The 22,519-nt window shown below is 40.3% G+C and carries 24 protein-coding genes and 1 pseudogene; 1 reads left to right on the top strand and 24 read right to left on the bottom strand.

Annotated elements, in window-relative coordinates; genetic code table 11:
- Nucleotides 1-152 precede the first annotated feature (152 nt).
- From tsaD to ACZ47Z_RS03815, 19 genes and pseudogenes are all read right to left on the bottom strand, one after another.
- Nucleotides 153-1,181 carry a tRNA (adenosine(37)-N6)-threonylcarbamoyltransferase complex transferase subunit TsaD gene (tsaD, locus tag ACZ47Z_RS03905; protein ID WP_055166698.1) on the bottom strand — a complete coding sequence of 343 codons (1,029 nt, stop codon included), beginning with the start codon at nt 1,179-1,181 and terminating at the stop codon, nt 153-155.
- Between the two features lie 12 nt (nt 1,182-1,193).
- Complete coding sequence (locus ACZ47Z_RS03900; RefSeq protein WP_020435984.1) at nt 1,194-2,102, bottom strand: ribonuclease Z; 909 nt, start codon at nt 2,100-2,102, stop codon at nt 1,194-1,196.
- Between the two features lie 58 nt (nt 2,103-2,160).
- Entirely contained in the window at nt 2,161-2,397 is a 237-nt protein-coding gene (locus tag ACZ47Z_RS03895; protein WP_015529908.1) for a hypothetical protein, read from the bottom strand.
- 137 nt (nt 2,398-2,534) lie between these two features.
- Nucleotides 2,535-3,713, bottom strand: a complete 1,179-nt coding sequence (gene tsaB / locus ACZ47Z_RS03890; RefSeq protein ID WP_464526043.1) for a tRNA (adenosine(37)-N6)-threonylcarbamoyltransferase complex dimerization subunit type 1 TsaB — start codon at nt 3,711-3,713, stop codon at nt 2,535-2,537.
- Nucleotides 3,714-3,802: 89 nt separating this feature from the next.
- A complete protein-coding gene (gene tsaE, locus ACZ47Z_RS03885) occupies nt 3,803-4,228 on the bottom strand; it encodes a tRNA (adenosine(37)-N6)-threonylcarbamoyltransferase complex ATPase subunit type 1 TsaE (RefSeq protein WP_015529907.1) in 426 nt (141 codons plus the stop codon).
- A gap of 73 nt (nt 4,229-4,301) precedes the next feature.
- Nucleotides 4,302-5,480 (bottom strand): phosphoribosylaminoimidazolecarboxamide formyltransferase, encoded by a 1,179-nt coding sequence (locus tag ACZ47Z_RS03880; RefSeq protein WP_054753427.1) that lies wholly within the window; start codon nt 5,478-5,480, stop codon nt 4,302-4,304.
- Between the two features lie 15 nt (nt 5,481-5,495).
- Nucleotides 5,496-6,209, bottom strand: a complete 714-nt coding sequence (locus ACZ47Z_RS03875) for an IMP cyclohydrolase (RefSeq protein WP_054753425.1) — start codon at nt 6,207-6,209, stop codon at nt 5,496-5,498.
- Nucleotides 6,210-6,402: 193 nt separating this feature from the next.
- Nucleotides 6,403-6,882, bottom strand: coding sequence for a CarD family transcriptional regulator (locus tag ACZ47Z_RS03870; protein WP_054753423.1), 480 nt, complete (start codon nt 6,880-6,882; stop codon nt 6,403-6,405).
- 180 nt (nt 6,883-7,062) lie between these two features.
- Nucleotides 7,063-8,620 (bottom strand): annotated as a pseudogene (locus ACZ47Z_RS03865) (ABC-F family ATP-binding cassette domain-containing protein).
- 52 nt (nt 8,621-8,672) lie between these two features.
- Nucleotides 8,673-9,851: a M20 family metallopeptidase gene (locus tag ACZ47Z_RS03860; protein ID WP_055148805.1), complete on the bottom strand. Its 1,179-nt coding sequence runs from the start codon at nt 9,849-9,851 to the stop codon at nt 8,673-8,675.
- A gap of 30 nt (nt 9,852-9,881) precedes the next feature.
- The gene (locus tag ACZ47Z_RS03855) at nt 9,882-10,991 is read right to left on the bottom strand and encodes a GntR family transcriptional regulator (protein WP_055148811.1); all 1,110 of its coding nucleotides are present in this window, start codon (nt 10,989-10,991) and stop codon (nt 9,882-9,884) included.
- A 137-nt stretch (nt 10,992-11,128) separates the two neighbouring features.
- On the bottom strand, nt 11,129-12,100 hold the full coding sequence (locus tag ACZ47Z_RS03850; RefSeq protein ID WP_081016917.1) for an ABC transporter permease: 972 nt from the start codon (nt 12,098-12,100) through the stop codon (nt 11,129-11,131).
- A 10-nt stretch (nt 12,101-12,110) separates the two neighbouring features.
- The gene (locus tag ACZ47Z_RS03845) at nt 12,111-13,610 is read right to left on the bottom strand and encodes a sugar ABC transporter ATP-binding protein (protein ID WP_054753421.1); all 1,500 of its coding nucleotides are present in this window, start codon (nt 13,608-13,610) and stop codon (nt 12,111-12,113) included.
- Nucleotides 13,611-13,628: 18 nt separating this feature from the next.
- On the bottom strand, nt 13,629-14,579 hold the full coding sequence (locus ACZ47Z_RS03840) for an ABC transporter permease (protein WP_054753419.1): 951 nt from the start codon (nt 14,577-14,579) through the stop codon (nt 13,629-13,631).
- 101 nt (nt 14,580-14,680) lie between these two features.
- Nucleotides 14,681-15,835, bottom strand: coding sequence for a sugar ABC transporter substrate-binding protein (locus tag ACZ47Z_RS03835; protein WP_054753417.1), 1,155 nt, complete (start codon nt 15,833-15,835; stop codon nt 14,681-14,683).
- A gap of 402 nt (nt 15,836-16,237) precedes the next feature.
- Nucleotides 16,238-16,498, bottom strand: a complete 261-nt coding sequence (locus ACZ47Z_RS03830) for a hypothetical protein (RefSeq protein ID WP_054753414.1) — start codon at nt 16,496-16,498, stop codon at nt 16,238-16,240.
- A gap of 22 nt (nt 16,499-16,520) precedes the next feature.
- The gene (locus ACZ47Z_RS03825; RefSeq protein ID WP_054753412.1) at nt 16,521-16,862 is read right to left on the bottom strand and encodes an arsenate reductase family protein; all 342 of its coding nucleotides are present in this window, start codon (nt 16,860-16,862) and stop codon (nt 16,521-16,523) included.
- A 43-nt stretch (nt 16,863-16,905) separates the two neighbouring features.
- Nucleotides 16,906-17,385: a GNAT family N-acetyltransferase gene (locus ACZ47Z_RS03820; protein WP_054753410.1), complete on the bottom strand. Its 480-nt coding sequence runs from the start codon at nt 17,383-17,385 to the stop codon at nt 16,906-16,908.
- A gap of 28 nt (nt 17,386-17,413) precedes the next feature.
- Nucleotides 17,414-18,310 (bottom strand): AraC family transcriptional regulator, encoded by an 897-nt coding sequence (locus ACZ47Z_RS03815; RefSeq protein ID WP_464525898.1) that lies wholly within the window; start codon nt 18,308-18,310, stop codon nt 17,414-17,416.
- A 128-nt stretch (nt 18,311-18,438) separates the two neighbouring features.
- Here ACZ47Z_RS03815 and ACZ47Z_RS03810 point away from each other — a divergent pair, with 128 nt between their 5' ends.
- On the top strand, nt 18,439-19,635 hold the full coding sequence (locus tag ACZ47Z_RS03810) for an MFS transporter (protein WP_118175709.1): 1,197 nt from the start codon (nt 18,439-18,441) through the stop codon (nt 19,633-19,635).
- A 66-nt stretch (nt 19,636-19,701) separates the two neighbouring features.
- On the opposite strand, the gene ACZ47Z_RS03805 is transcribed toward ACZ47Z_RS03810, so the two are convergent.
- From ACZ47Z_RS03805 to rplM, 5 genes are all read right to left on the bottom strand, one after another.
- On the bottom strand, nt 19,702-20,034 hold the full coding sequence (locus tag ACZ47Z_RS03805) for a hypothetical protein (protein ID WP_117826815.1): 333 nt from the start codon (nt 20,032-20,034) through the stop codon (nt 19,702-19,704).
- Nucleotides 20,035-20,050: 16 nt separating this feature from the next.
- Complete coding sequence (locus tag ACZ47Z_RS03800) at nt 20,051-20,368, bottom strand: lipoprotein (protein ID WP_054753403.1); 318 nt, start codon at nt 20,366-20,368, stop codon at nt 20,051-20,053.
- Nucleotides 20,369-20,393: 25 nt separating this feature from the next.
- Entirely contained in the window at nt 20,394-21,059 is a 666-nt protein-coding gene (rhuM, locus tag ACZ47Z_RS03795; RefSeq protein WP_464525897.1) for a RhuM family protein, read from the bottom strand.
- 349 nt (nt 21,060-21,408) lie between these two features.
- Nucleotides 21,409-21,801 (bottom strand): 30S ribosomal protein S9, encoded by a 393-nt coding sequence (gene rpsI, locus ACZ47Z_RS03790; protein ID WP_020437258.1) that lies wholly within the window; start codon nt 21,799-21,801, stop codon nt 21,409-21,411.
- A 19-nt stretch (nt 21,802-21,820) separates the two neighbouring features.
- On the bottom strand, nt 21,821-22,249 hold the full coding sequence (gene rplM / locus ACZ47Z_RS03785) for a 50S ribosomal protein L13 (protein ID WP_005609864.1): 429 nt from the start codon (nt 22,247-22,249) through the stop codon (nt 21,821-21,823).
- Between the last annotated feature and the right edge of the window lie 270 nt (nt 22,250-22,519).

Below are 22,519 nucleotides of genomic sequence, written 5' to 3'. Positions count from 1 at the left end.
CAAAGTTATTCACAACTCATCACAAAATCCTGTTCATATCTAATTACAATTTAAAGAATCGTGTGGATAACTTTTCGTTTCCCACTTATTCCATTCATACTCACGGTACCTATACCATATGACAAAATCATGCCTCGATACACAAAATATTTCTATCTCTCTCCAAGCTTCAGGTTCGGTACAGCATTCAAATCCCATCCCGAACGAGTTCCGGCAAGGTATTCATAATAAGCCGCCGCTCCGATCATTGCCGCATTATCTGTACAGTAAATCGGTGACGGACGGTAGAATTTCATTCCACGTTTCTCACAAGCTTCTTCCATCGCTTCACGAAGCGCTGAATTAGACGCAACTCCTCCCGCAATCGCAAATTTCTTCATGCCGAGTTTTTCTACTGCACGCATTGAATTACCCACAAGAACTTCTACTACTGCCTTCTGGAAAGATGCTGCAAGATCTGCAGGATCAAATGTCTCACCTTTCATCTTACAGCCATTAATATAATTCAATACCGCTGATTTCAGTCCACTGAAACTAAAATCATACTCTGCATCATTTACCTTTGCCTTTGGGAACTGGATTGCATCCGGATTCCCCTCTTTGGCAATACGGTCAATCTTTGGACCGCCCGGATAACCGAGCCCGATTGCACGAGCCACTTTATCATAAGCTTCACCCGCTGCATCATCTCTGGTTCTTCCGAGGATTTCATATTTTCCATATTCTTTCACACATACAAGATGCGTATGTCCGCCGGATGCAACAAGACACACAAACGGTGGCTCAAGATCCGGATGTTCGATATAATTTGCAGAAATATGTCCCTCAATATGATGCACTCCAACCAGTGGAATATCTTTCGCCCATGCGATTGCTTTTGCTTCAGCCACGCCAACAAGCAGGGCTCCTACAAGCCCCGGTCCATAAGTTACACCGATTGCGTCAATCTCATCTAATGTTGTCCCTGCTTCACTAAGCGCCTCTTTAATCACCTGATTAATCTTCTCAATATGCTTTCTTGATGCAATTTCCGGCACAACACCACCGTATAATTTGTGCAGATCAATCTGAGAAGAAATGATATTTGAGCGCACTTCTCGCCCGTTTCGTACTACTGCTGCCGCTGTCTCATCACAGGAACTTTCGATCGCCAGTATATTAATCTCTTTGCTTTCACTCATTTTCTATCCCTCTCAATCTTCAAACATCAGATCAACAGACATTCCATCCTTTCCAGCTTTCGCCCGAGGGAATATCTTTTTCACATCATTCATATAATGTTCCGGCTTTGTAAGTGACGGGCTATAATGTGTCAGCCACATCTCGCCAACATTCGCTTCTTTCGCCAGTTCCGCCGCTTCATAAAATGTCATATGCTTATACTCTACTGCCTTCGCTGCTTTCTCTTTCTCTCCATACATGCCTTCACAGATGAAAAGATCTGAATCTTTCGCATTCTCACGAATCGAATCTGTCGGCCTTGTATCTGTTGTATAAGTCAGCTTAATTCCTTTTCTCTGTGGACCGAGCACCATATCCGGTGTCAAAATTCCCATTTCACTTTCTACAGTTTCTCCGTTCTGTAAGCGACTCCAGTATTTCTGCGGAATCTCATTTGCACGGGCACGCTCCACATCAAACTTACCGGCGCGGTCAATTTCAATCGTATAACCATAGCAAAGTACATTATGGTTCACACGAAATGCTTTCAACCGGTATCCATTTAACTCAAATGTCTGCTCCGCTCCCTGAATCTCCTGATAAATGATTGGAAATGGCAGTTCCGGCGCAATTACGCGCAGGCAACTGACAACCCTTTCAAGGCCTTTCGGTCCGATCAGTGTCAACGGTTCCCTACGGTCTGCATTTCCCATTGTAAGTAGAAGACCCGGAAGTCCACTGATATGATCCCCATGATAATGAGTAAAACAGATCACATCGATTGGTTTAAAACTCCAGCCCTTCTCTTTTACAGCTACCTGTGTTCCTTCTCCGCAGTCAATCATCAGACTGCTTCCATTAAACCTTGTCATTAAGGAAGTAAGGAAACGATAAGGAAGCGGCATCATCCCACCACTTCCGAGCAAACATACATCTAACATAATATTCCTCTATCTTCTGGTCCATTACGGTTTGCCCGAAACTGCAAACCAGACTCTTTCATTCATCTTTACATTCGGTTGGAATGAGGAACCCCTTTGTAATTTCATCAAAACACTCCTCGCACAGATCAAAACTGCAGCTTTCTCCATCTTTTCCAGAAAAATACCCCCAGGTATGCTCTACATGAAGCATCTCTCTTTTCGGAATCCCACTCACAACTTTTGTTTCTTTTCCACACCGGTTACAAATAATTTTCGTAATTTCTTTTGTTTCTTTCAACTGATACTGGCGCATACGTTTTCCTCCTGTGAGCAGCAATTATGTTGTTACTCATCATTGTAATTTACAAAAACGGAATATTCCTGTTTTCTTCCTTTGTTACGCCTCAATTATACAAAACAGTTTTCGCAATTTCCACTGGAAACTGCTGGTTATTTATCTATTTCCAGACTCATCAGTACTGCATCTTCCTTCGGATCCTGATAGAATGCTTTGCGGACTCCATCGTTTACGAATCCTTCTCTCGCATAAAATGCTCCTGCTGCCTGATTACTTTCTCTTACATCCAGCAGAACCTTTGCAATCTGATGTTCTTTACTCCACGCCTTCAAAGTTAGCATTAATGCATGACCAACCCCCTGACGTTTCATCTCATCAATCACTGCGATTCTTGCAATCTCCACTTCATCAACCGCAGTATAGCCAAGCAGATATCCTACTCTTTTCCCTGCTTTTTCCGCAACAAAGCAGACACTATTGTTCTGTTCCAGCGTCTCTAGAATCGCCTTCTCGCTCCAGGCATCAGAAAATGACTGGTGCTCAATCTCAGCAACTACAGCACCGTCTTCAATCGTCATCTCACGCACTTCTGTCTTTGCTTCCTTTTCACGCTGAGCACGTTCGCGCTCTGCCTGAGACACACGCAGATAATCCGGCTTATGCGCCTCTGCTGTCTCATATTTTCCTGCATAATAATACGCAATACCAAGTGCTCCTACTACAGCCGCTCTCTGACGGTTCATGTATGATGGGGCAAATGAATACGGGACTTCAAGTCCCTCTTCAAGCATCTGACGATACACTGGTACTCCGTCTCCCAAAAATACAACCGGACGTTTATACGCATTCAGCTTACTGATCAACTCTTCTACTGCAATCGCCATCTGCTGTTCTTCCACATGAAATACTGCCTCTGTCAGATGTGTTCCATCTTTCACTTCATGTGAAAATGAATACAATCCTGTATAAACCTGTTTTCTTCTGGCATCCATGATTGGGCAGATCAAGTCGCCACATCCATAAACATTATAGGCCAGTGCATCCACTGTCGGAACATGGATCAGAGGTTTTCCGAGAGCAAGTCCCAGTCCTTTCGCAGTAGCAGATCCGATTCTAAGCCCGGTAAAAGAGCCCGGACCTCCTGACACAGCAATAGCATCAATGCTGGACAGATCCAGATCGATCATCTTCTTTACCTCATCAATCATCGGCAGAAGTGTCTGCGAATGTGTCTTCTTATAATTCACGGTATACTCCGCAATTGTCTGTTCATCCTCAACGACTGCAACCGTTGCTGTCAGTCCTGAGCTGTCTATCGCCAATACTCTCATGGTCTTGCTTCCTTCCTCTGTCAGCTGCTGTAAAAATGTTCTCTGTATCAACAGCCTTCTCTTTGTTCCATTCTTCTAATTTTTTATCGTTATTGTTCCTCGATTGTGATCCGACGATAATCAAATCCCTGTGTCAGATCCTTCTCGATCAGAATATTTGTCCGACGTTCCGGAAGAATCTCTTCTATCAGATTCGCCCACTCGATCAGTGAGACACCTTCCCCCATCACGTATTCTTCAAATCCCACCTCGTCCATCTCTTCAATGTCACCGATTCTGTAGACATCAAAATGATAGAAGGGCAGACGCCCTTCTTCATAAACCTGAACGATGGTAAATGTCGGACTATTCACCGGTTCTTCAATCCCAAGTCCTTCTGCAAGTCCCTGAGTAAAGACCGTTTTCCCAACTCCAAGATCCCCTGTCAGGGTTAACACCTGACCTGGGAATGCTTTTTCACCAAGACTTTTACCGACTGCAAATGTCTCTTCCGGGCTTCTTGTCTCTATTACCATAATATTTCAGCCTTTCTATACCGCCGGTTCTTCACCAAAAGTCCCGGTTCTTTTATCATCTTATCTTAAGTTTCTAATGATGGAACAGACGGATTCCTGTAAATGCCATTGCCATGCCGTATTTGTTACATGTAGCAATTACATTATCATCACGCACAGATCCACCGGGCTGTGCAATATAAGTTACACCACTCTTATGTGCACGCTCAATATTATCACCGAATGGGAAGAATGCATCAGAACCAAGCGCAACACCTGTCAGCTGGTCCAACCATGCTCTCTTCTCTTCTCTCGTAAATACTTCCGGTTTTACCTTAAATGTATTCTCCCAGACACCATCTGCGAGAACATCCATATATTCCTCTCCGATGTAAAGATCGATTGCATTATCTCTGTCCGCACGTCCGATTCCATCCTTGAACTGAAGTCCAAGTACCTTCGGATTCTGACGTAACCACCAGTTATCTGCCTTCTGTCCGGCAAGACGTGTACAGTGGATTCTTGACTGCTGGCCGGCACCGATTCCGATTGCCTGTCCATCTTTTACATAACATACAGAGTTAGACTGTGTATATTTCAGTGTAATCATGGAAATAGCAAGATCGATCTTCGCTGCATCCGGGATCTCTTTCACATCTGTCACAACGTTTGAGAAGAAATCTTTATCGATATTCAGTTCATTTCTTCCCTGCTCAAATGTAACTCCGAATACTTCCTTGTGCTCTAACGGTGCAGGCACATAATCCGGATCGATCTGAATAATATTGTAATTTCCTTTTTTCTTCTGTTTCAGAAGTTCAAGTGCCTCCGGCTCATATCCCGGTGCGATCACTCCATCAGATACCTCTCTCTTGATCAGGCGCGCTGTATCAACGTCACAGACGTCAGACAGAGAAATAAAGTCACCGAAAGAAGACATACGGTCTGCGCCACGCGCTCTTGCATAAGCACATGCAAGTGGAGAGAGCTCTCCAAGATCATCTACCCAGTAAATCTTCGCCAGTGTCTCTGACAGTGGAAGACCAACAGCTGCTCCGGCTGGTGATACATGCTTGAATGAAGTTGCGGCCGGAAGTCCTGTTGCTTTCTTCAGTTCTGATACCAACTGCCATCCATTGAACGCATCCAGAAAGTTAATATATCCTGGACGTCCGCTGAGCACCTTGATTGGAAGCTCTCTGTCGTCGTTCATGTAAATTCTTGAAGGTTTCTGGTTCGGGTTACATCCGTATTTCAATTCTAATTCTTTCATCTGTCTTTACGCTCCTTATTTGTTCTTATTCACGATCTTTGTCTCATAGTTACCTGTCTCGATATCAATGTAACGGACAAATAATGACACTTTATTTTCCTCATTCAGGCTGTTCCACAGAAGGTCTGCAAACTCTTCCATGTTGTCCAGCACCTCTACCAGCTTCGGTTCTCCCTCAAAGCTTGGAAGCGGGTTGCCATCATGCATATAAGTGTGAATAAAATGAGCTTCACCGGCTGCCGGATTCTCGTATGCAAAAGTATATCTGTTGCAACTGTCCGGGTTTCCGTTATTGCTCTTCAGGATTGACATTGCATAATTGAAATTGCCATTCTCAATATGCATCACACCAGAAATACGTGGTGTGTAGTTCGGACCATCCGGCTCGAATTCTCTAGAACGAAGAGACTGCTCAAAAGTAAGCTGCTTATCCATTCCTTCATAAATCGTATCTGTCTGATCTCCGTTTGTTACGATCGTCTTATTCCCCAATACTCTGACCGGTGCGTAAATAATCAGACTTGGGTCTGTAAGCTTCGATGGATCAAATGCCTGTGTACGGATTCCCTCTCCGTCCTCTACAAACACACGGTTTCTACTGTTCTCACTGCGTCCCATAATAAAATAGGCAGTGACAGCCTTCTTTCCATCCGGGCTTTTACCAATAATAATTCCTCTTCCTGGATAAGAGTTACTCTTAAGTTCCTGCTCAATCGACAGCATCTTCATTGTTGTTCTCCTTTCGGTACGTTCGCTTTCTTGACAATCTACTAGAAAAAAACGAAAAACTTCTCCTAAAATAATAGATTCAGGAGAAGTATATCATGCACATGCTTTTTTCGCAAGTCCAGGCCCGGCAGCTATTGAATGAAAAATCCTGATTTTCCGTAGCTTCGGACCTCTTTCTATTAAATTCTAGTAACTATTCACTCTTTTTGATCAGTTCTGTCATCTCGCCTGCCGGAATTCCAAGAACATAATTCATTTCACTCGAAAGAGCATGTTCCAGAAGCAGCTGATATTTCTTATCCATGCTTGTCATGCTGCCTCTTCGTTTTGTTCGGCTATACAATGTCTTCAGCACTTTGACCCAGTTTTCAGGACAGAAGCTTGAGATACAATCCTTGTATTCCTGTTCTCTGTACTTTTCATTCTTTACATTCAGTATACCAACCTCTGTAAGATTATCCAACAGTTCCTTCGCCTTCTGCTCACTCACCGGACGACGGATGTTCTTCTCATCATCAATCGGAACATACGCCTTATCTCTCTGATTGTCTATGGATTGTAATGTATAATAATCTTTCTTGCCATCCACAAATGAAAAATCCAGTTTTCCTACTTCTTCTACCTTGTACACTCCTCTGCACTTATATACAACTGCGTCTCCTCTGCTGAGCATTTTCAAAACCTCCTGTTCTTTTCATTTACACTGTTGTTGTCCACAATGTACTGCCCTTTTTATAACAGACTCTACGTGTGTAGTATAACATTTTTTCAGTATTATTTTAAGAGATTTTTAAATTTTCAAACATTTTCGTGATTATTGCATAATTCACATGCAGCTCTATTTGTGCAATTTTTAGAATACTTTTGTTGTCCACTGGCTCATATCCCACACTTCATCAACCACATCCTGATAAAATTCAGGTTCGTGGCAGATCAGAAGGATACTTCCCTTGTACTCCTGTAATGCCTGCTTGAGAGAGTCCTTTGCATCCACATCAAGATGATTCGTCGGCTCGTCAAGGAGAAGGAAATTCGTATCTCTGTTTAACAACTTACAGAGACGCACCTTTGCCTGCTCTCCACCGCTGAGTACACGCACCTGACTTTCGATATGCTTCGTTGTAAGTCCGCATTTTGCAAGCGCGGAACGCACCTGATACTGTGTATAAGAAGGAAATTCCTGCCACAGTTCCTCAATACAACTATTACGATTTTCTCCTTTTACTTCCTGCTCAAAATAACCAAGTTCAAGGTTATCACCAAGTTCAACACTTCCTGATAAAGAAGGAATCAATCCAAGAATACTCTTTAGCAATGTGGTTTTTCCAATTCCATTTGTTCCAACAAGTGCGATTTTCTGTCCACGTTCCATAGAGAAATTCAACGGTTTAGATAATGGTTCATCATATCCTGTCACAAGATCCTTCGTCTCAAAAAGCATCTTACCAGGAATTCTTCCATATTTGAAATGGAATTCCGGCTTTGGTCTTTCTGCCGCAAGCTCGATCACATCCATCTTATCCAGCTTTTTCTGACGGGACATCGCCATATTTCTTGTAGACACACGAGCTTTATTTCTTGCAACGAAATCCTTCAGCTCGCTGATTTCCTGCTGCTGACGACGGTAAGCCGCTTCCAACTGTGCTTTCTTCACTGCATAAACTTCCTGAAAATGATCATAATCGCCCACATAACGGTTCAATTCCTGATTTTCCATATGATAAATAATATTCACGACTTCATTTAAGAACGGAATATCATGTGAAATAAGGATAAATGCATTCTCGTAGTCCAGAAGATAACGCTTCAGCCATGCAATATGCTCCTCATCCAGATAGTTTGTCGGCTCGTCAAGAAGCAGGATATCCGGTTTCTCAAGAAGAAGTTTTGCAAGAAGAACTTTTGTTCTCTGTCCACCACTTAAGTCTGTCACATCTCTGTCCAATCCAAGATCAAGTAATCCAAGTGCACGCGCAACCTCTTCTACCTTCGCATCAATCGTATAAAAATCATGCAGTGTCAGTTCATCCTGGATCGTACCAAGTTCTTCCATCAACGCATTCATTTCTTCCTCATCTGCTGTTCCAAGCATATCACAGATTTCATTCATTCTCTGCTCCTTCTGAAGGAGTGGATCAAATGCAGATTTCAAAGCCTGACGGATCGTCATTCCTTTCTCAAGAACTGCATGCTGATCCAGATAACCTGCATGCACATTCTTTGACCACTCAACCTTCCCTTCATCCGGTAACATTTTCCCTGTAACAATACTCATAAAAGTGGATTTTCCTTCTCCGTTGGCCCCGACAAGAACCAATGTGCTCTCCTTTCAAAAGTCGGAATGACACATCATTGAAGATTGCACGGTCTCCAAATCCATGTGTCAGGTGTTCTACATTTAATATGCTCATATCGCTCTCCAATCGTATTCTTGTTTCTTCTCTTGATTTTGTATTTTACTTCTTATTCCTGATGACTCTCCAGCCATTTCACCGCACACTGTGCCAGACATGCCACACCGATCGGGCAGACATCTTCATTAAACTGTACCTTCGGATTGTGTGCCGGATAAGTTCCCCGCTCATCCGTATAACCTGCTGAGAGATACATAAATGTACTCGGAACTTTCTCTGCGATCACTGCAAAATCTTCCGATGCACTTGCACTCACATCCGGAACCGGAGTAAGGCCCGGAATATCCATCTCTTTCATATATCCAATCATTTCGTCCGTCAATGCCGGATTGCAGATCAGCGGCGGGACTTCAGAGATCATCTCGATTTCTACACTGCCATTATACACAGCTGCAGTCTTCTCTGCCACTTCTTTCATTCGACGAACAAGAAGTTCGCGCTCTTTTGTATTATTTGTACGAATTGTTCCCTGAAGAACTGCTGTCTCTGGGATAATATTTGCCGCCTCGCCGGCCTTAAACTGTCCAATTGTCAGAACGCATGCGTGCGCCGGATCAGTCTCTCTTGCAATCAACTCCTGCAATGCAAGATGAATGTGTACTCCGATATTAATCGGATCCACACCCGCATGAGGATAGGCTCCGTGAGAACCTTTCCCTTTGACCGTGATTTTAAATCCATCAACAGAATACATCATTGTGCCTTTATCATTATACATAAAAAGTCCGACCGGCATCTTTCCCGGAGATACATGATACGCAAGTGCTGCATCTACCTTCGGATTTTCAAGAATCCCATGCTCAATCATATTCTTACTTCCCTGAAATGTCTCTTCCGCCGGCTGGAACATGAATTTCACAGTTCCTTTCAACTTGCTCTCCTGTTCTTTTAAGATTCTTGCCGCACTCAAAAGCATTGCCGCATGAAAATCATGTCCACAAGTATGTGCTGTTTTTCCTGTTGGACAAGCAAATGCTTCACCACTTTCCTCCGGCATCGGAAGTCCATCCATATCTGCACGCAGGAGAAGAACCCTACCGCCATTTCCAAGCGTTGCCGTAACTCCCTCTCCGCATTCAACCGGATCCAGACCATACTCTTTCAACTTATCCATCACATAAGCTTTCGTCTTCGAAAGCTCAAGTCCTGTCTCTGCATTCTGATGAATGTATCTTCTGTCTGCTACTGTTTCGTCTTTTAATTCAAGTGCTCTCTTGTAGAAATCCATCGTGATTGCCTCCTTTTCGTCACCAAATTTCTATCTGCCTATTTTTTGTATAGAATTACCTTCTTTTATCTTCACCGGAAATCGGTACGAATAATTCTTTTCCTGCCACTTTTCATCTTCCATCATTCTAAGAAGATTCTTTGCTGTAATACGTCCAAGCTGATATTTCGGATGAATTGCAGAAACCAGCTGAGCCCCGTTGTTTGCATCTAAAAGCTCCGCATCATCAAATGATACCAGCGAAACATCCTCTGGCACATGTAATCCCCTCTCCTCCAAGAAATCCATGTAATAATTCGCAACTTCATCATTATATACAATCATTGCCGTACAGTCTTTCGTACGTCTATACATTCGGAGTAAACCTTTTTTGCTCAGCTTTTCTTCCATATCTTTTGTTGAATACCAACGAATATAATCATCATCAAATTTTACTCCATAATCTGATAAACACTGAATAAAGCCTTTATATCTCTCAATCCCCTGCATATCATCATATTTAAAAATCCCGCCTATCCTGCGATGTCCATTTTCAATTAAAAGTTTTGTCAATTCGTACGAACACTTCTTATCTGACATTTCCACACTGTCAAACACCATATTTTCATAATGATTATGAATAAAAAGTGTCGGAATATTCCTTCTTTTAATTTCTTTATAAAGTCGGATATTGGGATTCGGAAATGCAGATCTTGAGCCTTCTATGATCAAACCACTGACATCCCCTTTCAGAATCCCTTCCAAATAGATAGCTTCATCATTCAATCGATTCTTTGTCACAGCCACCTCTATAGCATATCCTTTTTCCGTAAGACAAGATTCAATCCCATCATATACTCTTGGAAAAAGATAATCCGAATAATAACTCAAAAGAAGTCCGACCTGCGGTCGTTCTTCATTTACCTTACTGCAGTCATAAGACACATAGGTTCCGCTTCCTCTTACACGAGTTACCAGCCCCTCTTCCTCTAGTTTCTGCAGTGCAGTTCTTACAGTCTGTCTAGAATACCCAAATTTCTTTTGAAGACTTGGTTCTGACGGAAATTTATCCATATTTTTTATCACACCACTGGTGATAAGTGTATGAGCCCAATTATATAATTTTTGATATTTCAAACATTCTTGATCCATGTTACTCATAACTTCTGCCTTTCCCATAAAATAAAGACCAGACTCTCTAACCGCGCTTTATGGTAAAGATTCTGATCTTTATATTATACTTCCGGGGAAGTGCTTCTGACAAGAGCATTCCCCGATCACGTATAGTTTATTCTATATTATTTGATTACCTGAATAGATTCACGATCCGCAAATACTGCAACGAAAATCAAGAATACGATTCCCTGAATCAACTGCATCATCTGTGTTGAGAATCCCATCATTGTCAGTCCACTATTCAGTACAACATACAGTAATGATCCAACAATAATATTTTCAAAACGAACCTTTGCACCACCGGAAATAGGCATTCCGCCTAATACCAACGCGATAAGAATCTGTGTTTCGAGCTGATTACCTCCTGAAGAAGTAACTGATCCAACTTTGATTACATTGATAAATGCAGCAAATCCCGTAATTGCTCCTGCAAGTACATAGATAAGGAATTTCATCTTATCTGTACGGATACCTGAAAACATCGCTGCTTTCTCTCCTGCTCCGATTGCTTTCAGATAAGTTCCAAATTTCGTATAACGAAATGCAACAAATCCAATAAGAAGGATCACTACTGTACAAGCAATCTTAAGCTCTGTACTATCGTAGTTGATCAGTTTTGCAGAACCCGCAACCGGCGCATTTGTTGTAAGGTATTTGATAAATCCACGGAACAAGAACATTGTACAGATTGTTACAATAAATGATTTGATCTTACGAAATACATAAAAGTAACCGTTCAATGCTCCGATTGCAGCACCGCTTACAATACCTCCGATAATTGCAAGCGGAATGCTCTTCTGTGAAAGCATACATACAACAATAGAAGAAATACCGAGAATGGATCCCTGGGAGAAATCAAGGCCTCCCATTGTCATAATGAAGAAAACTCCCATTGCTGCAATCATTGTTACATATATTTGTGAAAATACCAGCGACAGATTTCCCATCATTCTGAAATCTGTCAAAACGTTAAATAACAGGAAAATAACAACCAATCCAACGATCGGTAAGAGCGAACGGATCAAAGACATTTTTGATGCTTTTTTCAGCTGCTGCTCTTTATCATTTGTTTTTACACTCACTTGACTTCCCATAGTTGCCTCCTTATACCATCATAGAAATAAGACTGTTTTCATTCAGATCCTTATTTCTATCAAGCTGACCACTGACTTTTCCATCTTTCATGATTATAATGCGGTCACACATACCGATCAGCTCCATCAGCTCTTCTGAAATCATAATGATAGATTTTCCATTCTTTCTCATTTGATTCATCAGCTGGTAGATATCCTGTTTTACCTTGATATCAATACCACGAGTCGGACTGTCCAAAACAACGATATCAGAATCTTTACCGATCCATCTTGCAAGAACAACCTTCTGCTTATTACCGCCTGAAAGATTTGATACAAACTGGTTTACATCCACCATTTTTACAGACATCTGTTTTGCATACTTATCTGCAAACTCTTTTCGTTTTTTATCTCTTAAAATATGTGATTTTCCTGCCAGCTCATCCAGTGACGGAAGGCAAATGTTATCTCCGATACTCTGGTTAAGGACAACCGATTCATTATCACGATCCTTAGATGTATATGCAATACTGTTTTTAATCGCAGTAGGAATGCTGTTGATCTGAGTTCCGTCTGCCAGTGTCACCGCACCTTCACGATCATAAGATGCTCCAAAAACAGCTTTTCCGATTTCATGCATACCTGATTCGGAAAGTCCTCCAAATCCAAGAATCTCTCCCTTATGAAGATCAAAGGATACATTTTCAATCAATCCTGGAACTGTAACATTTTTCACTGATAACACGACTTCATCAGATACTTTTTCGCCATAATCAGAACGATAATAATCACCTGTCACTTCACGTCCTACCATCAGCTTTTTCAAGTCTTCTTCTGTCACATCTTTACTCTTAACTGTATCAATGTAAACACCATCTCGAAGAATTGTAATTGTATCAGACTTATCCAGGATTTCCGGAAGGTCATGGGAAATAAAAATAACTGTATTTCCACTCTTTCTGATTCTTTCCATATGTTTGTAAAGCTCTTCACGTCCTTCCTGTGAAAGCGCTGTTGTTGTCTCATCGATCACAACAACCTTTGGATCAAAATAAGTAGCTTTTACAATCTCAACCAATTTACGATCCTCGAAATTGTAGTTATCGATCATATCTGCTGCTTTGATTCTGTCAAAGCCATATTTTTTCAAAAGCTCTGTTGCTTTTTTGTTCATTGCATTTGTATTTTTAATTCCGAAATGTACGAACTGATCTTCATGTCCAAGGAAAATATTCTCTGCAACAGTAAGTCCTGACAGAGTTCCAAGTTCCTGCACAATAATGGATACTCCTTCGTTGTTTGCTTCTACCTGGTTCTTTGGATGAATCTCTTTTCCGTCCAGAATAAATGTTCCGCTTCCGATACTGTAAATACCTGTTAGCATATTTGTCAGAGTTGACTTACCGGAACCATTTTCTCCGATCAGCGCATGAACCTCTCCTTTATTCACATTGAAGGATACATTCTGAACTGCTTTTGTAATACCGAAGTTTTTACAAAGATTTTTTACCTGTAATCTTACTTCACTCATTGCTGTCTCCCTCCTTCATTACTTGACGATTTCGCCCTTAGTAGCCTTTGTTGTCACTGTAATGATTATAAGCAGTGCAAGTCCTGTGATAACATCCTGGATTGCAGTCGGTGCTCCAAGTGCAATGAAACCAAAGAAAATGATGTTGATTACGAACTCACCGATAATGATTGCCGGAAGCGGCATTCCGTATTTCTTAAATGCCAGACCAAAGAAACATCCCATAGTCGGAATAAAGTTTCGGCTCATGGACGCCATTCCTGTAACAGCTACCATAGAGGAACCATAACTGATTGTTAAAATCGCCATAACTCCCAGAAAAGCACCACTCAAAATAAATGCAAGTACTTTATATTTATTTACATTAATACCCATGTTCTTTGCAACGAACTCGTCACTTCCGATTGCGTAGGTATAAGTTCCGATTTTAGTATAATTCAAAAAAATGTAAGCTACTGCGCAAGCCACTAATGCAAGAATGATATCTCCAGGCATCTGACCAAATGCACGAAGATTTGATGGAAGTGTCTGCTCAACACCACCTGCAATATAGTTTGCAACCGACTCATAAATAAGAGCCAGACCTGTTGTTACGATCATCGACGGAATACGAAGCTTTACATAGAATAATCCGTTTAATGTTCCTACGATCGCACCTGTAATAATACATCCTGCGATAAGTCCAAAATAACCCAGGTTAAATCTGGTTGCAAATACGCATCCAACGATTGCTGAAAGCATGATATTTGCACCAATTGAGAAATCGAACATTCCCATTACCATTACAAAGTAAAAACCAACTGCACCCACGGTAGCGATCAGGCTGGCCTGAAAGTAATTGAGCATATTGGAAAAAGAACCGAAGTTATGTGGTGTTAAAATTTTAAAGATCGCCCAGGAAAGTATGACCAGACCTATTAAGATCACATATCCCATCGCTTTCCCTGATATTTTTTTAGTAGTGCCCATATTATCTACCTCTTTATAATTATCATTTCTGATTTAGAAAGGGTGGCATCGCCTTTGCGACATCACCCTTTACAAGTTAATCGTCGTTATTATTATCTGTCTTATTTTCCAGCACGTTCTGCTGCATCTTCAATAGATACCTTAGCAGCTGTTGCTTTTAAGTCGTCAAGACTAAGTTTTGACATTTCAACCAATTCTTCATCTGTATATGGAAGCTGATCTACAAAATATTCTTCATATGCTTTGTAGTCTTCCGGTGATGATACATACAGATATGGGAATGGAACATCTTCGAATTTTCCACCAAAGTCTGCATAGTCACCCTTGATTGCGTTGTAAACCATCATGAAAGAAATCAGAGGATCACAGAAGTGTCCACCGGATTCACCTGCCATTGAACCGTTTTCAAGTCTTTCTCCAAGATCTGGAAGGAAGTCTGTTGAAACAATATCAATGCTGTCTGTTTTTCCTGCACGTTCTACTGCTGCGATTGCTCCCTGAAGTGGGTCTCCGCCGCCACCTGCCGGAATCAGTGCGTCAAGGTTCGGATCTGCTGCCATTAAGGCTTCTGCTGCTTTTGATCCACCTTCTGATGTAGTACCTGCATACTGTGGTTCTGAAAGGTTTGCTTTGTCATCTGGATGTTCTTTGTTCCATTTTTCAACGCCTGCTTTGTAACCTTCCCATCTTCCAAGCCATGTAGCATCTCCCTGCTCCCAGCCGATCAGACCGATGTTACGATCTCCTTTTTCAAGAAGAATATTCACAAGCTCTTCACCATTTGCTGGCTCATCTTCATGTACTGCTCCGATGTAGTACTCTGAATCCTTTGCTGCCTGATAGATGTCCGGGCTGTTTTCTTCACTGATTACACGGAAGAACTGTGACAGATAAACTTTGTTATCGTTACATGTTTTGATTGCAGATGTCATCTCTGTATCAGATGAGTTACAGATGATGATTCCCTGACATCCTGCTGCTGCAAGTGTTTCTACAGAAGCTGTAACTTTCTCTGAAACATGTCCCTGGTCCACATACTGTAATTTTACGTCCAATGCCTTTGCTGCTTCGTCCAGCATCTTTTTACACTGTGATCCAAGTACATCTGTTGATGACCAGATAGAAACTCCGATTTTAATCTGATCTGATTTGGAAGTACCCTTGTCTGAGGATTCGCTGCTTCCGCATGCAGCAAGTCCGACTACCATTGTAGCTGCCATTGTGACTGCTAACGCTTTTTTGAAAACTTTTCTCATATTTTTCTCCTCCATCTAAGTTTTTCTTGATGGTTTGATTATATTATCTGCCCCTTTTTCTTTCAATAAAATACAAGAAAGTTTTCTTTTAAAGTTGTACCATTTTTTAACATTTTTACTAGTTGTATTGTTCATTTTTGTATTCTTTTATACATTTTTCCTTTATCTTCACACATTTTTCACATGTTTGTCATTGTTTTTGTGCGTTATGTGTAATTTTTAGATTAGTCGATAGTACAACTTCGTTTTCCTCAATACTTGTATTGTTATCTTATTAACAAACATCTGAATCTGCTTGATATTTTCTATGCTTCCTGCACAGATTTTGTTTACAAAAAGCTCAAAAAAGAGGAAGAAACTGTAGATAAGTTCTTCCTCAAAAAAAACAATTTATTTTTTATCTTAATTCAGCCGAAACACTGAACAATCGCTATTCTTTGCTTCTATCTGACTAATAACAAAATCCGGATCATTTTTATCGTAACAAACCTTGTCTCCTTCATTGATATTGTTTTTATAAAGTAGGTCATCCTCTACTTTCACTCTCAATTCTTCTCCAGATGAATCTATAAGTGTAACCACTGCCATGACTGGACTTCCTTCAGCTCGTTCTTCGCAACCAAAATCTAAATCTTCATCGATTCTCTTTACTGTATAAATCATGATAATTTATCCTTTACTTTTCTTATTTCCACGTTTTCCAAATATCCGGCTGATAACCAAGTGTGGATTGCTTTCCATTTCTGACAACCGGAGTTTTTATTACCTGCGGATTTTCGAGCACCTTTTCCAGCTTATCTTCATCTGCAATATACTTAATGAGAGCAAGAAGATCTTTGTCTTTTCCTTCCCAGTTGATCATATTTTCTAATCCACCATTCACCTGGGCAACTGAATTGAATTCACCCTTACTCATACCTTTTTCTTTCATATCAATGAACTGGAATTTGATTCCACGTTCTTTGAAAAACCGCTCTGCTTTCTTGGTGTTATTGCATTTCTTAGTTCCAAAAATCTGTATGTTCATTTCATTTTCCTCGTATCTTTATATTGTCAATATTTGTTTATTATTACACTTCCTTATAATACAAACAAATATTCTGATATGTCCCATCTTTCATACGGAATCCATTCGGTACAGTTCCAATCTGCACAAATCCTAATCTCTCGTACAAATGACGTGCGTGAACATTATTTTCTACCACTGCATTGAACTGTAAAATCTTAAAGTCATGCAACTTTGCCTGTACAAGGCAGTCACTTACAAGTTTCTCACCGATATGTTGTCCTCTGTAAGTTGAATCCACTGCATAACTTGCATTTGCAAGGTGGTCACAGCGGCCAATGTTATTCGGATGCAAAATGTAAAGTCCTACAATTTTCCCATCGTTATCTGCAACGCCACAATAAGTCTGTGATGCAAAGAATTCTTCCCCTGTCTTATCATCCAGGAACTCTTCCTGTGGAAATGCTTCACCATCTTCTACTACTTCATTCCAGATGTGAACCATCTCGGAAATATCTTTTTCTGTATATTTTCTAATTATCATAATGTCATTTTCCTCTTCTGGCCTAACTTTATTGTACTGTTGAATTTTTACTTTTCCTATATTCTGTTGGAGTCATTTTATAACTCTTTTTAAATGCTCTACAAAAATAATCTACATTATGAAACCCTGTTTCGTAAGAAATCGTATTGATTTTTTTCTCTGTATTTTTAATCAACAATGCTGCCTTCTTCAGCCGGTAACCAATCAAATACTTAATCGGAGTGATATGTAAAAATCTATTAAAAAGATTCAACACCGTACTTTTACTAATATTAGCATAACAGGCAATTTCCTCCAAAGAAATATCTTCTGCATAATTTTGGTGCAAAAACTGCATCATAAGCTGCAAGCGTGCCTGAACTGAACCGGAATCGTCCACTTGCTCTTCCATACACGTTTTGTCAATATTTTCATAAATGATCAGCCATAATTTCTGCATAAGAACTGATGTAAACAGCTCACCATCACCTTCTCTATCCTGTGCGGAAAATATTTGCTTCATAATTTCTAATGCCTCTCCTTGCCATAAATTCTCCCCGTTTAAAATCAAGTATGACAACGATGATGAAACAATCGGTTGAATATATTTTTGATAGATCAAACTATTTTCCGGCGCAAGAAAGGACGGCATACAAAGGAAATTGGGGATGACAGTTTCATCACTGGAATAAAATTTGTGCAAAATCTTTGAATTTATAAAAATACCATTCCCCTCTGATAGTGAAAACATCGATTCACCAACACATACCGTCATGTTTCCGGATTCGACATATACAAATTCCCATTCTGTATGCCAATGCCAGTCAATGCAATGAAAATCAAATTGAGATAACTTTTCAAAATAGCATTTAAACGGATAACTGTCCGTCCCATGTTTTGCTGATTCCATTAAATTCTCATCTGTTACAATTTTATTTTGTGCCATATCTTTCCTCACAACAACCTTTTTATTGGATTTACGATATAATACAATATTTATGCAATATAAGTCAATGTTTTTTCTTGTTATCTAATATATAATACGGTATAAAAAGAACAAAGGAGTTTTCTGTTATGCCAGATTATCAAAAAACAAAAGTGGCATGTTATCTGGGATTCGTCACTCAGGCGATATCCGCAAATTTCGCACCACTATTATTTTTAAAATTTCACAATGATTATGATATTTCATTGGGTAACATTGCTTTAATATCTACATTCTTTTTCTTCACACAGCTTTTAGTCGACTTATTTTGTGCGAAGTTTGTAGATCGAATCGGTTATCGTGTATGTATCGTAACTTCTGAAATATGCGCTGCTGCCGGATTAGTTGGACTTGCATTTCTTCCTGATCTGTTACCGAATCCTTTTACCGGAATTATTGTAAGTGTAATTATCTATGCTGTGGGGAGTGGATTGATCGAAGTTCTCTGCAGTCCTATCATCGAAGCATGCCCGTTTAAAAATAAAGAAGCAACTATGAGCCTGCTTCACTCCTTTTACTGTTGGGGTGCGGCAGCCACCATACTGATTTCGAGCTTATTTTTCTTCCTGTTCGGGATGAATAGTTGGAAATGGCTGGCAGTCATGTGGGCACTTATTCCGGCGATTAATATATATAATTTCGCAACTTGTCCGATAGAACATTTAGTAAGTGACGGAAATGGAATGGGCGTCAGACAGTTATTCCGAACTCCTGTTGTCTGGCTGGCAATCTGCCTGATGATTTGTTCAGGAGCATCTGAATTGGCTATGGCACAATGGGCATCAGCCTATGCCGAAGCTGCACTGGGACTTTCTAAAACTTTTGGGGATTTGATTGGACCTTGCATGTTTGCAATTACAATGGGAATAAGTCGCCTGATTTTTGGAAAATATGGTGAAAAAATGGATTTGATGAAGTTTATGACAGGTTCCGGAATCCTTTGTGTGATCTGTTATCTTTTAACCACCTTATCATCGAATCCGGTAATCGGGTTAACCGGTTGTATTGTATGTGGTTTTTCGGTTGGAATCATGTGGCCTGGAACGATCAGTATTACATCCAAAAGAGTGCCGGCCGGTGGAACCGCAATGTTTGCATTGCTCGCCATGGCCGGCGATTTGGGAGGCAGCATTGGACCTGGTATTGTAGGTTATGTTACCCAGAATTCTGATAATAATATCCGTGTTGGAATGGGGATAGGTCTTATCTTTCCACTTGTTCTCTTGATCATGTTATTTATTCTTTGCAAGGGGAAGAAGACGCAGGAATCGCTTCATACAGTTTAATTTCAGTTGAAGTTGAATTTCTTATCCTAACCTCAATCGATTCTTTCTCTACATAATTTATACTCTCTAGATGGAACGCATCACCTTGCACTCGTATGGTCTCAACGTTCCATCTACTTTTCCATCAGAGTAATTTCCAAGCAACAATTCATATGAATCCCACTCACTCTGCCATACAACTTTATTTTCTTCCTCACATAAATTGCACAGCACAACAAGTTTTGTTCCTTCTAATTCTCTTACATAGCCGATCACGCCTTCGCTTTCTTCATCTAAAAACTGAATGGTTCCATTTGCAATAACCGGCAGTTTTTTTCTTAACTGAATCAATTTTTTATAGAAATTCAGGATAGTATCTAGCCTCTTTCTGTATTTTCTTTCACGCTTCGCGCTCTTCATCAGACTTGAAGTTATCTTACTTCGCTTTGAACTCTATCCACTCATTATCTATAAGGACAACTACACTGTCATCCTCAATAACTGCATAAGGTGTTCCTAAATCTCTGTTGAAATTGGCTTCGCCATCTTTTTGAGGTATGCCGTTTTCTGCATAAGAAGTAGTATATTGAATAACACTCTCGTCCACTTCAACAGGAACAGCATGATCAGTGGAATAGTAGTTAGTACCATTTACCATTATAGTTGCAGGGTAGTCACCACTACCTGATTTTCCACACCTTGCCAAAGTAAGAATACAAACTAATGTCAAAACTGATGCAATTAACTTTTTCATACAATCGCCTCGCTATTCACTTTTACTATTTCCGTAATAATATTGCCAATAAAACAATTAGAACTAATATAATTATCAAAAAAATAAACCTTATTTGACCGTGAAATCCTAATCCGATCCACTGCAATACTATTATTAACGCAAAAACTAATAACGCCCAGTAATTTCTTTTCATGCAAATCCCTCCCTTAATATCGTAACGGCTTGCCTTGGAAATCAAAAACGCATCTTGGGATCTCTTAATTCCTCGTCTGAGCACATCTTTCTCCTCTATATCAAGTGCATCTGCAAGCATCCTTGACTGAATATCAACTGTTTTCTTAAGCGCCTGAAGACGCTTTTCATTGATTGCATAGCCTTGCAAAATAAACTGTTTAAGGACATTATTTGCCCATTTTCTGAAAGCTATACCTCTTTTAGAATTAACTCGATATCCGACAGACAAAATCATATCCAAATTATAAATTTTGGGTTTTCGTCCCCCTGTACTTCTGTCGGAAAAACCGACAGAAGTCTCATCCAGTTCTCCTGAAGCAAGAATATTTGAAATATGTTCGCTTACTGTAGCGTGCTTAACATCAAACAACACTTCCATTTGTTTTTGCGTCAGCCAAACTGTCTCCTGCTCAGGATTGATTTGAACTTCTATATTAACATCACCATCTGTAAATAATACAATTTCATTCTTCATCCTTCAGTTCCCCTCCACGAATATTTCCCAATAACACATCTCATGTGAAACTTCCAGTTTACACATCCAATCATTTTCTTCATTCTATCACAGCATCATATTATTCCGCCATCAATTTTTCAACCCAGGTACCCTTGACAATAATAAACTGGTCTGCGCCTTTCCACCCATGCTTCACCGGTAAATCTATTCTCATAGTTGCTGTGATTTTTGCTGCATACTTGCTACATATCCACCAATTTTCATCACGTTTCTAGACGTCTCACTGAATCAAAAGGTAAAGAAAAACCCCAGAACCGAAGTTCTGGGGTTTTGGATCTCTTTGAATTGTATTTCTCTTGCGAGATAATTATCTCTTTGAGAACTGTGGTGCTCTACGAGCTGCTTTGAGACCTGGTTTCTTACGCTCTTTCATACGTGGGTCACGAGTCAGGTAACCTGCTGACTTGAGAACCGGTCTGTAATCTGCGTCTGCCTCAAGGAGTGCTCTAGCGATTCCGTGACGGATAGCTCCAGCCTGTCCTGTGTATCCACCACCACATACATTAACGATTACGTCGAACTTGTCAGCTGTCTCTGTAGCCACGAGCGGCTGGCGAACAACAACCTTCAGAGTTTCAAGTCCAAGATACTCGTCGATATCTCTTTTATTGATTGTGATCTTTCCTGTTCCAGGTACAAGATATACTCTTGCGATAGATTTTTTTCTTCTTCCTGTTCCGTAATATTTTGCGTTAGCCACTGTTATTTCCTCCTTCTACCTAAAATGTAAGAACTTCCGGCTTCTGAGCCTGATTTGCATGCTCTGGTCCAGCGTATACATGAAGTTTCTTGATCATATCTCTTCCCATAGGTCCCTTCGGGAGCATTCCTTTAACAGCAAGCTCGATAACCTTCTCTGGCTTCTTAGCAAGAAGCTCAGCAAGTGTAGTCTCTCTCATTCCTCCAACGTAGTCAGAGTGATTGTAGTAAATCTTCTGCTGTAATTTCTTTCCTGTTACTTTAACTTTCTCAGCGTTAACAACGATTACATAATCTCCTGTATCGATGTGCGGTGTATATTCCGGTTTGTTCTTTCCTCTAAGTACTTTTGCGATCTCAGATGCAAGACGTCCAAGTGTAGCGCCTTCAGCGTCAACCACATACCATTTTCTTTCAATCTTATCAGGGTTTGCCATATAAGTTTTCATGGATGTTCCTCCTATAAATAATCATTAATTACTATTGCTTATTTATTTGAAATCAGCATACTCCGGGGCTTTGGTGCATACTGTTTCTCCTTATGTCATACCTTGCTATTATATGTTGATTTGTGTTCTGTGTCAAGTGTTTTTTACATAAAATCGCATTTTTCTTTCAGTTCTCAACAGCAAAGCAAAACTTTTTTATTCTTTTACAAAATCCTCTCTATTTCGTACCTAAAAAGTGCCAAGTCATATATTTTTTCCTATGACTCAGCA

The organism is Mediterraneibacter faecis (assembly GCF_055383675.1).
Note: the sequence above shows the minus strand (reverse complement) of the source record. Positions and strands in the feature narration are given on the sequence as shown.

What these genes read in the sequence shown, in the direction of transcription:
- ACZ47Z_RS03830 (WP_054753414.1), bottom strand. Translation starts at nt 16,498, where the DNA reads ATGATTTATACAGTAAAGAGAATCGATGAAGATTTAGATTTTGGTTGC.
- ACZ47Z_RS03895 (WP_015529908.1), bottom strand. Translation starts at nt 2,397, where the DNA reads ATGCGCCAGTATCAGTTGAAAGAAACAAAAGAAATTACGAAAATTATT.
- ACZ47Z_RS03875 (WP_054753425.1), bottom strand. Translation starts at nt 6,209, where the DNA reads ATGAAGATGCTGTCGATTGAGCAGGAACTTAAGAGTAACTCTTATCCA.
- ACZ47Z_RS03900 (WP_020435984.1), bottom strand. Translation starts at nt 2,102, where the DNA reads ATGTTAGATGTATGTTTGCTCGGAAGTGGTGGGATGATGCCGCTTCCT.
- ACZ47Z_RS03835 (WP_054753417.1), bottom strand. Translation starts at nt 15,835, where the DNA reads ATGAGAAAAGTTTTCAAAAAAGCGTTAGCAGTCACAATGGCAGCTACA.
- ACZ47Z_RS03820 (WP_054753410.1), bottom strand. Translation starts at nt 17,385, where the DNA reads ATGATAATTAGAAAATATACAGAAAAAGATATTTCCGAGATGGTTCAC.
- ACZ47Z_RS03840 (WP_054753419.1), bottom strand. Translation starts at nt 14,579, where the DNA reads ATGGGCACTACTAAAAAAATATCAGGGAAAGCGATGGGATATGTGATC.
- ACZ47Z_RS03810 (WP_118175709.1), top strand. Translation starts at nt 18,439, where the DNA reads ATGCCAGATTATCAAAAAACAAAAGTGGCATGTTATCTGGGATTCGTC.
- tsaD (WP_055166698.1), bottom strand. Translation starts at nt 1,181, where the DNA reads ATGAGTGAAAGCAAAGAGATTAATATACTGGCGATCGAAAGTTCCTGT.
- ACZ47Z_RS03870 (WP_054753423.1), bottom strand. Translation starts at nt 6,882, where the DNA reads ATGCTCAGCAGAGGAGACGCAGTTGTATATAAGTGCAGAGGAGTGTAC.
- ACZ47Z_RS03805 (WP_117826815.1), bottom strand. Translation starts at nt 20,034, where the DNA reads ATGAAGAGCGCGAAGCGTGAAAGAAAATACAGAAAGAGGCTAGATACT.
- ACZ47Z_RS03855 (WP_055148811.1), bottom strand. Translation starts at nt 10,991, where the DNA reads ATGAGTAACATGGATCAAGAATGTTTGAAATATCAAAAATTATATAAT.
- ACZ47Z_RS03815 (WP_464525898.1), bottom strand. Translation starts at nt 18,310, where the DNA reads ATGGCACAAAATAAAATTGTAACAGATGAGAATTTAATGGAATCAGCA.
- ACZ47Z_RS03800 (WP_054753403.1), bottom strand. Translation starts at nt 20,368, where the DNA reads ATGAAAAAGTTAATTGCATCAGTTTTGACATTAGTTTGTATTCTTACT.
- ACZ47Z_RS03845 (WP_054753421.1), bottom strand. Translation starts at nt 13,610, where the DNA reads ATGAGTGAAGTAAGATTACAGGTAAAAAATCTTTGTAAAAACTTCGGT.
- ACZ47Z_RS03880 (WP_054753427.1), bottom strand. Translation starts at nt 5,480, where the DNA reads ATGAAAGAATTAGAATTGAAATACGGATGTAACCCGAACCAGAAACCT.
- ACZ47Z_RS03860 (WP_055148805.1), bottom strand. Translation starts at nt 9,851, where the DNA reads ATGGATTTCTACAAGAGAGCACTTGAATTAAAAGACGAAACAGTAGCA.
- rplM (WP_005609864.1), bottom strand. Translation starts at nt 22,249, where the DNA reads ATGAAAACTTATATGGCAAACCCTGATAAGATTGAAAGAAAATGGTAT.
- rhuM (WP_464525897.1), bottom strand. Translation starts at nt 21,059, where the DNA reads ATGAAGAATGAAATTGTATTATTTACAGATGGTGATGTTAATATAGAA.
- tsaB (WP_464526043.1), bottom strand. Translation starts at nt 3,713, where the DNA reads ATGAGAGTATTGGCGATAGACAGCTCAGGACTGACAGCAACGGTTGCA.
- ACZ47Z_RS03825 (WP_054753412.1), bottom strand. Translation starts at nt 16,862, where the DNA reads ATGAACATACAGATTTTTGGAACTAAGAAATGCAATAACACCAAGAAA.
- ACZ47Z_RS03850 (WP_081016917.1), bottom strand. Translation starts at nt 12,100, where the DNA reads ATGGGAAGTCAAGTGAGTGTAAAAACAAATGATAAAGAGCAGCAGCTG.
- tsaE (WP_015529907.1), bottom strand. Translation starts at nt 4,228, where the DNA reads ATGGTAATAGAGACAAGAAGCCCGGAAGAGACATTTGCAGTCGGTAAA.